The 14242-nt window shown below is 45.3% G+C and carries 9 protein-coding genes; 4 read left to right on the top strand and 5 right to left on the bottom strand.

Features of this window, described 5'->3' with window-relative positions; genetic code table 11:
- The first annotated feature begins 161 nt into the window (after nt 1-161).
- Genes AB9H30_RS01085 through AB9H30_RS01075 form a run of 3 tightly spaced genes read left to right on the top strand, consistent with a single transcriptional unit; the run spans nt 162 to nt 4730 of the window.
- Nucleotides 162-2528 (top strand): RND family transporter, encoded by a 2367-nt coding sequence (locus AB9H30_RS01085; protein ID WP_371192738.1) that lies wholly within the window; start codon nt 162-164, stop codon nt 2526-2528.
- Between the two features lie 2 nt (nt 2529-2530).
- Nucleotides 2531-3373: an outer membrane lipoprotein-sorting protein gene (locus AB9H30_RS01080; RefSeq protein ID WP_371192737.1), complete on the top strand. Its 843-nt coding sequence runs from the start codon at nt 2531-2533 to the stop codon at nt 3371-3373.
- Between the two features lie 13 nt (nt 3374-3386).
- Nucleotides 3387-4730 (top strand): DUF1302 family protein, encoded by a 1344-nt coding sequence (locus AB9H30_RS01075; RefSeq protein ID WP_371192736.1) that lies wholly within the window; start codon nt 3387-3389, stop codon nt 4728-4730.
- Nucleotides 4731-4773: 43 nt separating this feature from the next.
- Here the strand turns inward: AB9H30_RS01075 and metH are convergent, their stop codons facing one another.
- The 4 genes from metH to AB9H30_RS01055 all read right to left on the bottom strand — a co-directional run bounded on the left by metH (nt 4774) and on the right by AB9H30_RS01055 (nt 9828).
- Nucleotides 4774-7401 carry a methionine synthase gene (metH, locus tag AB9H30_RS01070; protein ID WP_371192735.1) on the bottom strand — a complete coding sequence of 876 codons (2628 nt, stop codon included), beginning with the start codon at nt 7399-7401 and terminating at the stop codon, nt 4774-4776.
- Nucleotides 7402-7496: 95 nt separating this feature from the next.
- On the bottom strand, nt 7497-8549 hold the full coding sequence (locus AB9H30_RS01065; protein ID WP_371192734.1) for a homocysteine S-methyltransferase family protein: 1053 nt from the start codon (nt 8547-8549) through the stop codon (nt 7497-7499).
- A 23-nt stretch (nt 8550-8572) separates the two neighbouring features.
- Nucleotides 8573-9490: a homoserine O-succinyltransferase gene (gene metA, locus AB9H30_RS01060; protein ID WP_371192733.1), complete on the bottom strand. Its 918-nt coding sequence runs from the start codon at nt 9488-9490 to the stop codon at nt 8573-8575.
- Nucleotides 9491-9594: 104 nt separating this feature from the next.
- Nucleotides 9595-9828, bottom strand: coding sequence for a TIGR02647 family protein (locus AB9H30_RS01055; protein WP_371192732.1), 234 nt, complete (start codon nt 9826-9828; stop codon nt 9595-9597).
- Between the two features lie 265 nt (nt 9829-10093).
- Here AB9H30_RS01055 and AB9H30_RS01050 point away from each other — a divergent pair, with 265 nt between their 5' ends.
- On the top strand, nt 10094-11992 hold the full coding sequence (locus AB9H30_RS01050) for a propionyl-CoA synthetase (RefSeq protein WP_371192731.1): 1899 nt from the start codon (nt 10094-10096) through the stop codon (nt 11990-11992).
- 373 nt (nt 11993-12365) lie between these two features.
- Here AB9H30_RS01050 and AB9H30_RS01045 read toward each other — a convergent pair whose 3' ends face one another.
- Nucleotides 12366-14048 (bottom strand): tetratricopeptide repeat protein, encoded by a 1683-nt coding sequence (locus tag AB9H30_RS01045; protein WP_371192729.1) that lies wholly within the window; start codon nt 14046-14048, stop codon nt 12366-12368.
- Nucleotides 14049-14242: the final 194 nt, after the last annotated feature.

Below are 14242 nucleotides of genomic sequence, written 5' to 3'. Positions count from 1 at the left end.
CTATTAGCATTGCATAAAAAAGCATCAATAAACAAGTGATTAATTATTTGTCCGCTTTTTAGGACCTTTCTCGTTATACCTTTTAGAGTAAAGTATTTTGAGCAAAGCCCTCTTTGGGAATTACCCATGGTGAACATGAGCCGCTAAAGGAAGATCAGCACATGCAAAGCAACGAACTAGAGAAACCCCACTTGGCTGCGAATATGGATAAGCTGTCAATCAAAACTCGTTATTTCATTTGGATTATCGAACACCCCAAACGCGTGATGGTTCTCTCATTTTTACTCATATTCGCCATGGCTTTAGGTCTGACCAATGTGCACAAAGAATCATCGGTTGACGCTTTTGTTCCTCAAGATCACCCTGCCGCTTATGCCAGAGACAGAGCCGCCGCGATATTTGGCATAGAAGACCCAATCGTCGTTGGTTTACTGGCGCCTAGCAATACATCGGCCTTTACACCCGAAAACATTGAAAGCTTGCGCCGTATCGAGCAAAAAGTTCGCTTGCTACCAAATGTGAAAAAACAAAGCTTAATTAGCATTTTGAATGAAAACGCAATTCGTGGGGATGTGGGTGATCTGATTGTTGAACGCATCGTGCCAGACGGTCTAGTATCAGCCAAAGTAGCAACAGAGGCCATTAATCGCGTTAACAGCATGAGCATGATGAAAGGCCTGTTAGCGTCTCAAAACGGGGATGCATTAACCCTAATCATACCCGTTTACGACGCCAATCATGCAACCGAAACCTATGGCGAAGTTTTAGCTATCGCCAACGCCGAATCGTCGCAGAATTTGACAGTCCATGTTACCGGTGTCGCTTCTATGAATGGACGATTAGCACAGATGGTAAGCGAAGATACCCGCAAATTTATTCCTGCAGCGGTGATCACTGCGCTAGTGATTGTATGGATCGCTCTGCGCAATATTAGAAGCCTGATTGGCCCGCTGTATGTTATTGCTGGGGCAGCTGCGATGACAATTGGTTTGATGGGATGGTTAGATGCGAAATACTATTTAATCACCACCGCACTGCCTGTGATTATCATGGCAATTGCAATTGCCGATAGCCTGCACATTTCTACAATTTTTTTGCACAAATGCCGACATCAAGCACAAAACACGCCCTCGCAAAATTTGCTTGAGACACTTCAGGACACCTATTTGCCAATCACTTTGACCACCATCACTACCATCGCTGGATTTTCAGGTTTAGCCTTAGGTTCGCCGATGCAGCCAATTGCAGAATTTGGCTGGTTTGCAGCAATTGGCGCATTAGTAGCTTGGGTACTGAGCTTAAGTTCGTTGCCTGCCATTATGATCTTGACCAAGTTACAAGCAAAGTCAAATCATGCAGATATCAAATTTACAGCAATCGATAAATGCATTCAAACACTCACCCTACAAGCCTTTCATAAGCCCATATTAACCGTAAGCGTAGCGGTTCTTTTGATGACCGCCATGGGCTATTTTGCGCTTAAAGCGAACTTTGATTATCAGCGTCAAAGCTATTTTCAAGATAATGAACAGGTGCGCATTGCAGACATTGCCTTAAATGATCGCTTAGCTGGCGTAAATTTTTTGGATGTTGTGATAACAGCAGGGCAGCCCGGACAATTAATGACTCCCGACGCCATCATGGCAGTCGCTCAATTGCAGCAACTACTCAGTGAGCAAGCGTTTGTAGCTAAAACCACATCCATAACCGACTATATGACACTAATGCATAGTGTACTCAATGACGCCCCTTTAGGTAGTTTCCCACAGGCAAAAAATGCGCCCATGCAATACATGTTCTTATACGAATCGTCGGGCGACCCAGGAGATTTCAGCGAAGAAATCGATTTTAATTATCAGCACGCGCTTATTCGTTCTCAGCTCACCACCGACCAATACAGCAAAGTAAAGGCAACCGTATCCAGCTATGAACAAATTGCCAATGAGTGGTCAGTTGATACTGGGTTACAAGCAAGTGTAAGTGGCAGAGTTGCCGTCAATGTTGGCTGGATGAGCGTGTTGGCTGAGTCACATTTTACCGGTTTAGGCTTGGCTATTTCATTTGTATTCGTTGCATCTTTGCTGTTGTTTCGCTCCCTCTATAAAGCCCTATTGAGTTTAGTGCCAATAGCAAGCGGCGTGCTGTTTACCTATGCAGCTATGGGTGCACTTAATATTGATATCGCGCCAGCAACATCGATGACTGCTGCTATTTCTACGGGCTTAGGAGTGGATTTTGCCATTCATCTTATATGGGGCCTGGGTCAAGCAAAAACACGCGGTATCGGCACCGAACAAGCCTTATCAGGTAGCTATCTGGTGATTGCAAGAGCCTGTGTGTTTTCAGCTTTAGCTCTAGCAGTTGCATTGTGCGTTGTATGTATGAGCTCTGCGCCGCCCTTGCAATGGTTTGGTGCACTGGTTGCTGCGGCAGCGATTGGCAGCCTAGTTGGCGCAATATTTATGATACCGGCGTTTTTTGCATTATTTAACACCCAGGCGGTGTTGCTTGATATTGAGGATACCTAGTAATGAAAAAGTTTTATCTGATTGGCACAATCGCGGTTTTGTACACATCATTGTTTGCTATGCCAAGCAGTCATGCTCAAAATACCAAGGATGCTGCTTACTCTCTGAGTGCTGAGCAAGTTGCTGAAAAACTTGCCAATCGCGCGATTAATGAAGCAAGGATTGGCTACATGCACTTTACCTTGCGCAATCACTCAGGCTCTCAACGCAAACGCTCCGCGCTATTCGTGCAAGAGCAATTGCCGAATCAAACCAAAATAGGTATTTACTTTACCGAACCTGCTGGTCTGCGTGACACTGGTTTTTTAAGCCACGACAACAGCGGCAATAATGATCAAAATTGGCTATATTTGCCTGCTACCGAGAGAGTCAGAAAGTTGCCCGCTTCTAGCCGAGGCGACTATTTTATGGCGACAGACCTCAGTTACGGTGACATCAAAGATAACTTTGCATTCGCATTAGATGATTGGGAATTCAGTTTAGGCGACCCTAAAACAATCGGTAGTAAGACTTATTACGTGCTCAAAGGGCTTGCAAAAACTGAGACGATAAAACAAGAAATGGGATACGCTAGCTTTAGCGCTCACATTGACCCTGACACATGGTTTCCAGTATCAATTGAATATAACGATACCGATAACGTGCGGCTAAAAGAAGTATCTGTTTTAAGCCTTGAACTGATTGACAATATCTGGACAGCCACGCATTTTTCCATTTTCAATACTCAGTTGTCACATCAAACTGATATCGTGATCAGTGACATGCAGTCAGTGTATCAACTTCCGCCGCATTTACTAGAGCCCGAAGAACTTGCTTATGGCGCCCCAGTCTCGCTGCTGCAATAAGTTGAGAAACGATATGTTAGGCGCTTTATCGTCAGATTTCGGCAAACACTTTGTTAAACTATCTTTATTGCTGGTAGCGTTCGCGTTTTTCTGGTTGAAGGCAGCCCATGCTGCCAGTGATAGCTCTACTATTGTCGCTTTTGACTATCGGTTGGGAATTGACTTTAAGTCACAAGACATAAGCTTATCTCGCCTTACCGTTAATACTCAAACTGAGGTCAAATTAAACCATAGTTGGTCTGCCCAACTCGACCTTCGGGCCGAATTTGCCGAAGATGATGTAGGTTTAGGTTCAACATTTCACTACGCAAAACTTAACAGGCCACTGGTTGAAAATAAGAATACTCGCTTTGAAATAGACCGCGCGTTTTTGCAGTGGCGATCCCGCGCCCACAGCTTTACTCTAGGCAAACAAGTGACGCCATGGGGCGTACTCGACGGGATACAGATCACCGACCGTTTTGATCCGGTTCGCCGGCGAGATTTTGTATTTACCGATGTTCGACCGGATCGACTTGCGAGATGGGGTGGGCGTTGGCGTAATAAAATCGGTGGATTTAGTCTAGATGCATCATTGGCCTTTGACGGCACAGTATCTCAGCAAGCTGAGATTGGCGCACAGTTTTTTAACACATCGCCTCGCTTTACCGGTGGATTAGACATTACTAATATTCCTCTGACAATCAGCAGTCAGAGGCGAAATAGCACACTACAACAATCTACTTTTGGGCTGCGGATTTCGCATTCATTAGGCGATGGTGACTTGTCTTTGTTAAGCTTCCGAGGGCCTGATACTGACCCCATAATTAGCATGCCCGCTGATCTTGCGACCAGTCATACTGTTAATGTGTCCTTGTCATTTCCTAGACGAAGCCTTTTTGGCGCAAGTTATGATATCACGCTTGGAGAAACGGTCGTACGTGGCGAAGTCGCCTATATTCCCGACCAAACCGTGAATATTATTAGCTCAATACCTTTACAAACTGTGAGCACGCGTAGATTGCTTGCGGGTCTTGGTATCGATTGGAACGCACCTGCTCAATGGTTTGTGAATGCGCAAGTTGCCATCGACTACTTAGATCAGCAAAGCTTTACTTTGCTGCGGCCTAACATGGATGCGATAATGACAGTGCGCGCCCAACGATTATTCTCAAATGGTCGATTGTTGTTAAAAGGTGAGTTACTTGGCAGCCTAAACCAACAGGACGGTGTATTGCGCCCAGAATTTGCCTTTGAATATAGCGATCAATTAAAACTGAGGGCTGGTCTGGACTACTTATTTGGGAATATCAACGGTCAGTTTGGACAGTTCAAAGACAATTCTAGAGTATGGATAGCGGCCTCCTATACGTTTTAAAATAATACTCCGCGAATAGCTTATGCTCTTTTTTAAGGATGGATTAATCTTGAAGATTTGGCATCAACCATTTTTCCGCCTCCTCTATACTCCAAGCTTTGCGCCTAGCATAATCCTCAAGTTGATCATGTTGGATTTTCGCAACCGCAAAGTAGCGTGATTCTGGATGCGCAAAGTACCAGCCTGATACCGCTGCACCCGGCCACATAGCATACGAAGACGTTAACTTCATACCAATGCTTTGCTCCACATCCAGTAAATCCCAAATCAGCTGTTTTTCAGTGTGTTCTGGGCATGCGGCATAACCCGGTGCCGGACGAATGCCTTGGTACTTCTCACCGATTAAGCCATTGTTATCAAGTTGCTCGTCTTTTGCATAACCCCAGAGCTCTTTACGTACGCGCTCGTGCAAGTATTCCGCGAAGGCTTCGGCTAATCTGTCGGCTATAGCTTTACTCATAATTGAGTTGTAATCATCACCGTCTTGTTCATAAGCTTTTGCTAGTTCGTCCTCACCAATGCCTGCGGTCACTGCAAACGCGCCAATATAATCCCGACCGTTGACCGACTCAGGCATCACGTAATCGCTTAAACAGTAGTTGAAACCTTTAGGTTTGTCGGTTTGCTGACGACAGTGATGAGACACACCTAATAGCTCGTTGCTATTGCTTGGTGAATAAATATTGACGTCTTCATTGATACTGTTTGCAGGAAAGATACCCACGCGTCCTTTAGCCTGCAGCTTTGCATTTCTCACAATATCGTCGAGCATGTTGTTGGCGTCTTTAAATAAGCTTTTTGCCTCACCCCCCACCACTTCGTCATTTAATATGCGCGGATACTTCCCGGCTAAAGACCAGGTCAAGAAAAACGGTGTCCAATCGATGTAAGGACGCAAGGTATTTAGATCAACTGAGATAGTTTTTACACCTAAAAAGTTAGGCTTAGGCACTGCATAGCGTTGCCAGTCGCAGGTAAAGCGATTGGCGCGGGCCTGTTCAAAGCTAATGGCCTTTGTGCGCGGCTTTTTGCGAGCGTGTTGTTCACGTACTTTTTCATATTCTTCTGAAATTTGTTTGGCATAGGCTGGCCGATGTTCTTTTGATATTAGTTTTTGACACACCCCGACTGCCCTGCTGGCATTGGGCACATACACCACCGGATGATCATAGTTTTGTTCAATTTTTACCGCCGTATGGGCTTTAGATGTGGTTGCTCCGCCAATCAGCAGCGGCAGGTCGAGCTTCAAACGCTGCATTTCTTGGGCGACATTGACCATTTCATCTAATGAAGGGGTAATCAAACCCGACAGGCCAATCATGTCGGCTTTTTCATCAATCGCGGTTTGAATGATTTTAGCTGCCGGCACCATCACGCCTAAATCCACAACCTCAAAATTATTGCATTGCAGCACTACGCCCACGATATTTTTACCAATATCGTGCACATCGCCTTTTACTGTGGCCATAATAATTTTACCGTTAGACTGACTGACACCCGATTTTTCAGCTTCAATATAAGGCTGTAGGTGCGACACGGCTTTTTTCATTACGCGGGCAGATTTAACCACCTGCGGTAAAAACATTTTGCCTTCACCAAAAAGATCGCCGACGACGTTCATACCGTCCATCAAAGGCCCTTCAATGACGTGTAAAGGTTTGTCTGCTGCCAGGCGCGCTTCTTCAGTGTCGTCGATAATGTAGTCGGTAATGCCCTTGACTAAAGCATGCTCTAAACGCTTACCTACACTTTGTTCGCGCCAGCTTAGGTCTTCAACCGCAGCGGCTTTGCCGTCGCCTTGGAATTTTGGCGCTAGCTCCAGTAAGCGATCGGTGGCCTGATCGTTGCGATTTAAAATAACGTCTTCTACCGCCTCTTTTAACTCGCTGGGGATTTGATCATAGACCTCGAGTTGGCCGGCATTGACAATGCCCATATCCATACCGGCGCGAATGGCATGATATAAAAACACCGAATGCATGGCCTCGCGCACCGGATTGTTGCCTCTAAACGAAAAGGAAATATTTGAAAGGCCTCCCGAAACATGACAGTGGGGTAGCTGTTGGCGAATTTGCCTAGTGGCTTCAATGAAATCGACGGCATAGTTATTGTGCTCTTCAATGCCTGTTGCGACGGCAAAAATATTGGGGTCGAAAATAATGTCTTCAGGGGCAAAGTTGATTTTATTAACTAATAGATCATAACTGCGCTTACAAATTTCAAACTTGCGGGCTTGGGTGTCTGCCTGACCGGTTTCGTCAAAGGCCATGACTACCGCCGCCGCACCATAGCGTTTAATTTTTTTTGCTTGTGCTAAAAAGCTTTCCTCACCCTCTTTTAAGCTTATAGAGTTAACTATCGCCTTGCCCTGCACGCATTTTAAGCCCGCTTCGATCACTGTCCATTTAGAAGAATCAATCATGATCGGCACCCGAGAAATATCCGGCTCCGAAGCAATGAGGTGTAAAAAGCGGACCATCGCCGCCTCAGAATCGAGCATGGCTTCATCCATGTTGATATCGATAATCTGCGCGCCATTTTCAACCTGCTGACGAGCCACATCTAAGGCAGCCTCATAATCCTCTGAGAGGATCAGGCGTTTAAACATCGCCGAACCAGTTACATTGGTGCGTTCACCCACATTAATAAAGCTTGAAAATTCTGCTGCCACTTACATGCTCTCTTGTAAAACGGTTAAATCGAAAAGGTATTCGCTTATCAATTACATACTGCATCGAATGAGTAGCGCCGTCGCCCTAATAAAACCTAATGCACAAAGGGCTCAAGGCCTGATAGCCTTAGCTTCACCTTAACATTAGGTAGCTTTCTTGGTGCTGCACCCGCTACTGCTCGGGATAGCGCACGTATATGCTCAGGTGTGCTGCCACAACAACCACCCACAATATTGACTAAGCCTGACTTTGCCCACTCTTCAATATGCTCAGCCATTTCGGCAGCCTGCATGTCGTATTCACCAAACTCATTGGGCAATCCCGCATTGGGGTGCGCCGATACCAAACACTCCGAGACTCTTGATAATTCAGCCACGTATTGTCTTAGCAAGTCAGGGCCAAGGGCACAGTTAAGGCCAAACGCAATTGGCTTAACATGGCGTAAAGAATAATAAAAGGCTTCGGTAGTTTGCCCTGAAAGCGTGCGACCAGAGGCATCAGTGATGGTGCCTGATATCATAACTGGCAAAGTTAAACCAAGCTCTTCAAATACCGCATCGACAGCAAAGGCTGCTGCTTTTGCATTTAAGGTATCAAAAATAGTTTCGAGCATGATGATGTCTACCTTGCCTTTTATTAACGCTTTGGTGGCCTGTGTGTAGGTTTCAACTAGCTCGTCAAAATCCACATTGCGCTTACCTGGGTCGTTGACATCCGGCGAAATAGAAGCGGTACGACTGGTTGGTCCAAGCACACCTGCAACAAATCGTGGTTTAGCAGGGTCTTGTGCGCTTATTTGATCAGCCGCTTCACGAGCTAACTTAGCCGCGCACAGGTTAATTTGTTCAACATGGTCTTGCATGTCGTAATCGGCCATCGAAATAGCAGTAGCGTTAAAGGTATTGGTTTCAATGATGTCGGCGCCCGCTTTTAAATACGCCAGGTGAATCTCTTTGATTAGGTGAGGCTGCGTGACTGCCAACAAATCATTGTTGCCTTTCAGGTCGCAGTGCCAGTCTTTAAACTGCTCACCGCGGTAGTCTTCTTCATTGAGTTTTAGCTCTTGGATCATGGTTCCCATTGCGCCATCAAGCACTAAAATACGAGTAGATGCGAGCTTGGCTATGCGGGTTGCGGTATCGGTCACTGCGACTTCCTATATGCGATGGGTTAATTAAGTTCGTTTAAATCAAACGGCGTGGTTTGATACACGCAGTAGTTGAGCCAATTGGTAAAAAACAAAGTGCCGTGTGACTTCCAGCGGACTTTAATGTCTTTTGTTGGATCGTTTTGCTGGAAGTAATTTTCAGGCACTGCAGGGCTGAGTTCAGCCTCTACATCTCGCTCATACTCTTGCGCAAGGGTTAATGGGTCATACTCAGGATGCCCGGTAACGTAAACTAAGCGTTTATCGTCTGTTGCGGCAATATAGACACCTGCATCATAAGAGCTAGCGAGCACAGAAAGACCGTCGATCCGCTGATAATCTTCAATAGGAATTTCACCCACGCGAGAATGCGGTGCCCAAAAATAAGGGTCAAAGCCGCGCACCAGCTCGTTTTTTTCGTCCAGAACTCGATGCTCAAAAACGCCAGACAACTTTCTCTCTCTGACCACTCGCTGCACACCATAATAATGGTACATAGCCGCGTGAGCTGCCCAGCATAAAAAGATGGTAGATTGCACATGACGGCGGCTCCAGTCCATCAGCGTGGTCATTTTGTCCCAGTATTTAACGTCTTCGTACTCCATATTACCTAAGGGCGCGCCGGTAATGATAAGCCCATCGTATTTTTTATCTTTCACTTCAGAAAACGAATGATAAAAAGCATTCATATGAGATGCAGGGGTATTTTTTGGTGCGGTTTCGTCGATACGAATTAGGTCGATGTTAATTTGCAAAGGGGTATTGGAAAGCAAGCGGAGTATTTGTAGTTCGGTCTCTATTTTATTAGGCATGAGGTTTAAAATACCCACGTTGAGCGGCCGTATATTTTGCTTAAGCGCACGCTCACTGTCCATCACAAAAATGTTTTCGGAAGACAAATCGTCTGAAGCAGGAAGCTCAGCAGGTATTTTAATCGGCATGAAGCACAGACACCAAATGAAACAAAGATGTCGTTATTGTGGCGGAATGGGAACAAATGTCAAGAATAAACGTCTAGACGTCTAAACGTTTATTCAGTGGCTTATTATGAAGTGAGTGCAGATTGCAAGATTTGCGCATGCTCAACAAGATCGTGGCCTAAATCGGTTAAATAGCCACCGTCAGGTTGTTGCACAATGCCTTTTTCGTATAGGCGTTGTGCTGCATCGATCATAGCTTGGTCAGCATCTTTGCGTACTTTGAGCCCTTGCATCAAGCTTTTGTTTGGAAATTTCAAGATGAGATTTAATTCTTCAAGCATGTCAGCGTTAAACGACATAAAGTACCTCTGTTGTGTGTTGTTATTATCGGTAGCATTTATCCATGCCAAGGTCTATTTGCATCATTGGCTAAAAATCATCGCTAGTCAAATGAATATCCTAAATAAGCATAGATGTAAGCCCGAAGTCGAATAACACCTATTCCCCAAACTGCTCTATTGTAGAGTACAAGATAATGAACTGTGCGTAGCGTTAGCGAATAAGTCCGTTTTGCACAGATTGAAATGTAGCCACCGTTAGTAATTTTAATAAGGCAGAATCAATATGTCATACCAGCAAGAATACGATCACTCTATTGCCGCACCTGAAACCTTTTGGGGAGAGAAAGCCGCAGACTTACCTTGGTTTACCTTTCCGAGCGGCATACTTTCAGAGGATAGCAACGGCATTGCCCGATGGTTTGCCAACGGCGAGATGAACACTTGTTATATGGCCCTTGACCATCATGTTGAAAATGGCCGAGGTGAACAGTTAGCGCTTATTTTTGATTCGCCTGTGACGGATGAGGCGCAGCAGTACACATACCGCGAACTGCTAAAAGAAGTCGCACTGTTTGCCGGTACATTACGCCAGTACGGCGTTGAAAAAGGCGATACGGTGGTTATCTACATGCCAATGATTGCCAAAGCGGTTGTTGCAATGCTTGCTTGTGCCCGAATAGGCGCGGTGCACTCGGTGGTATTTGGCGGGTTCTCAGCAAACGAACTAGCGATCAGAATAAATGATGCCAAACCTAAGTTAGTTGTCACGGCGTCTTGCGGTATCGAAATTAGCCGAGTTATCGAATATAAACCGATGGTAGACCAAGCGATTGAGCTTGCCAAACACAAACCCGAACACGTAATTCTATTGCAACGGGAACAGTGCGCTGCCAGCATGCAATGTCCCAGAGATATCGACTGGCTGCAGGCCACTCAACAGTCAGTTCCCGCAGACTGCGTTAAGGTCTTGGGTAGCGACCCTCTTTATGTGCTTTATACCTCCGGCACCACCGGCAAGCCCAAAGGCGTGGTCCGTGACAATGGCGGTCATGCGGTGGCACTGAAATACTCGATGCGCTCGGTGTATAACTTAGAGCCAGGTGATGTATTTTGGGCGGCCTCAGATGTAGGCTGGGTAGTGGGGCATTCTTACATCGTGTATGCGCCGTTACTGCATGGCTGCACCACCGTTGTGTATGAAGGCAAACCCGTTAGAACACCTGACGCTGGGGCATTTTGGCGGGTAATAGAGCAGTACAGCGTGAAAGCCGTATTTGCCGCTCCCACTGCGTTTAGAGCCATTCGCAAAGAAGACCCTGAGGCGCTTTTATTGGGGCAATATAACATTGACTGTCTAGAAACCATCTTTATGGCAGGCGAACGACTAGATCCGCCCACCTACGAGTGGACCGTTGAAAAAACCGGCAAACCTGTGGTTGATCATTGGTGGCAAACTGAAACAGGTTGGGCAATTTGCGCTAATTTAACCGGCATTGAAACGCTGCCAACCAAGCCAGGTTCATCGACCAAACCGGTGCCTGGATTCAATGTACAGATTCTTGACCACAGCGGTGAGCCGGTGCCGGCTAACACTCAAGGCGCAATTGCCATCAAACTCCCACTTCCACCTAGCTGCTTAGCCACTATATGGGGTGATTTTGCTCGCTTTGAAGACGGCTATTTAAAAGAATTTCCGGGCTATTACAGCTCAGGTGATGGCGGCTATATAGATGAAGACGGCTACTTATTTGTTATGGGTCGCACCGACGATGTCATTAACGTAGCCGGCCACCGGCTTTCAACCGGTGAGATGGAAGAAGTACTTGCGGCGCATCGTGACGTTGCCGAGTGCAGTGTTATTGGTGTTTACGATAGCTTAAAAGGACAAGTGCCAATCGGCCTAGCGTTGTTGAAAGATGGCGCAACCATTTCAGAAGCCGACTTGCAAACGGAGCTCGTAAATATGGTGCGAAAAGAAATCGGCGCGGTAGCGTGCTTAAAACAAACCATCATTGTGCCTAGACTACCGAAAACTCGCTCCGGCAAAATTTTACGCAAACTCCTTAGACAAATTGCAGATGACAGTGACTATGCGGTGCCCTCAACCATTGATGACCCTGAGAGCGTCCAAGAAATAAAGGACATTATGCAAAAAAATGGTCTACTAAAAACATCCAGCTAATCGAGCAAGGGCTGCTTACGCTATCAAACATAGTGTACAAACGGTAAACGTATACAGGGCAAATGAGGCAGTCCAAATTTTGTATTTAATCGTCATATTTATTTCCTAGTGATTGATTAACTATTTGCTGTGAGTCTTTATCACTAGTGCTAAGCGAAGTTCGTGCCAAAATTTAAGTAACTGTTATTTAAACACTATATTAAAAAGGTGTGGATTTATTCGTGTCCGCGGACGAAAAAACTGTTCGATTCGGACACTTTTTGGTGACTTTCGCCAAGTCTTCTTTGGAAAGGACTTGTTAGGCAATATGCTTCGTTTAATTACCTGTCTTATCCAAGCTTGATTGCTTAATACTGGTCTTGCAAACTCATATTTAGATGCTTGCTAAGTATTTAGCATAAGGTTTCCATTTTGGCTGCGGGGGTGGTTTTATTTCATTTCTAACTTGCATCGAGCTGAATGTTTCTACGGATGCGCTGCGAGCTTCAACTCCAAGGTATGAATTATTCCAACTGAGTCCTAGGTCGGTAAATAAGGCCTTGCCGTGGGACTCAGGTGCCTTTACAAAGTCATCATGATTGTGGGTTAATATGGGCAAACCAAGCTCTTGCCATTTTTTTACTGCATAAGTCTGAAAGTCTAAGTAGCGGTTAATATCGTCAATTTCATAGCTATATGTAAACGTATTTGAAAAATTGCGCATATAGATGGAAAGTGCCATATCTTTTTTGTTTCGTTCGATATGAACAAATTTCGCAGAAGGATGAATGCGCTGCAACAAGCCCGCGAGATGCAGGTTGTGGGTCGTCTTATCAACATATACGCTGGCGGAAGGAGCAAGAGCCCTTAAACCGGCGATATCAGCTTGTTGCAATTGGTGCTGACTTTTATTAAAAACATCAATACCATCATGGCCTACTAACATCGGCATCAGCCATGGCAGTAATGCCCCGCGTTCGCCCACAGAGGCAACTCCCGGGGCTGCCGCTAATAAGGTTTGTATAAGAGAACCACCGCACCGAGGCGGTCCTAAAAAATATATTTGCTGTACGTCTTCGCTTGAGTCTAAGGGACGTGATTTTTGATAAATTGTGAGCGCGTGTTCGAGCTGTTTATAGAGTGAATTAATGTCAAATGTCGAGCCGTTTTTTGCTAAGCGATTAGCGGTAGTAGCATAGTCCCATGCTAATTCATAATCACCATGGCGATCGGCCGTCTGTGCCAATGCGAATAGAAGTTTAATGCGGCTGTCTGAGCTCGTGCCTGGCTGATTAACAATTTCGCTTGCGAAATGATAGGTATCTGCATCGGTACTTGTGGACAATAGCAATTGCTCAACAATCAAGTCAATGTGCTTTGGATGACTGATAAGTGCTTTTTTTATCAGGTTTCGAGCGCGGTCAAAATCACCTTTCCATGATGCAAGGTTAGCCGCTAGTATTGTGGCTTTAGGGTCATTTTTCCGGATCGCTAAAACCTTATCCACCAAATTTTGCGCTGCAGTAAAATCTTTGACATGAATGTGCCATTTAGCAAGAAGCAACGAGTCTGCCTCCGACATATTTGCATTTCGATAAGCAGTTTTTATGGCGCTGATAGCTGTTGTATAGTCATGTAAAGCGGCAGAGATTTGCGCATGTTTGTGATGTACTTGGGGTGAATCATAGCGGGCTGCACTGATTTGTATGACGTTTAATGCTTCGTTTAATTCTCCTAGTTGAATCAAAGCCTTGGTAAGCGCAAGCGCAGCGTCAGGAGCGTAATGAGAGAGTTCTGCAGCTCGTTGCAGGGCAGTCTTAGCCCCTGCAAAGTCTTTCACTTGGTTTAAACAACGTCCTAAATGTAAATGCCACCGAGATTCTAGAGGTGCTATATCACATGCTTTTTTGAGCGCCTCAATAGCCTCTGGCTGATTTTTCTTAAGCAGAACTATCCCGTAGAAAGACCATGCTTCTGCATGCTTTGGGTTCGATTCAATCATCGATTTTAATAACTTTATTGATGTCGTTTCGTCGCCTCTTTCTAAGGCTGTTAGGGCTTCTTCAAGTTCTGTCATGATGCATAGGTTTTTATGTTCATTATTAAATTTTTAGGCAAAATCAACGCTCATTAAGCTTGTAAAAAAAGAGTGATTTCAAAGTTATAATAAAGCGCACGAGTCTACATGATTTTGTATCCCTACGCCAAAATGCAAATACCAATGGTCTGTTGATCTTTGCTGTATGATTTTGCAGCAAAGATTAACAGACC

The organism is Glaciecola sp. SC05 (assembly GCF_041380235.1).
Lineage (GTDB): Bacteria > Pseudomonadota > Gammaproteobacteria > Enterobacterales > Alteromonadaceae > Glaciecola.
The sequence above is the reverse complement of the archived record's forward strand: the minus strand, read 5'-3'. Positions and strand labels throughout refer to the sequence as shown.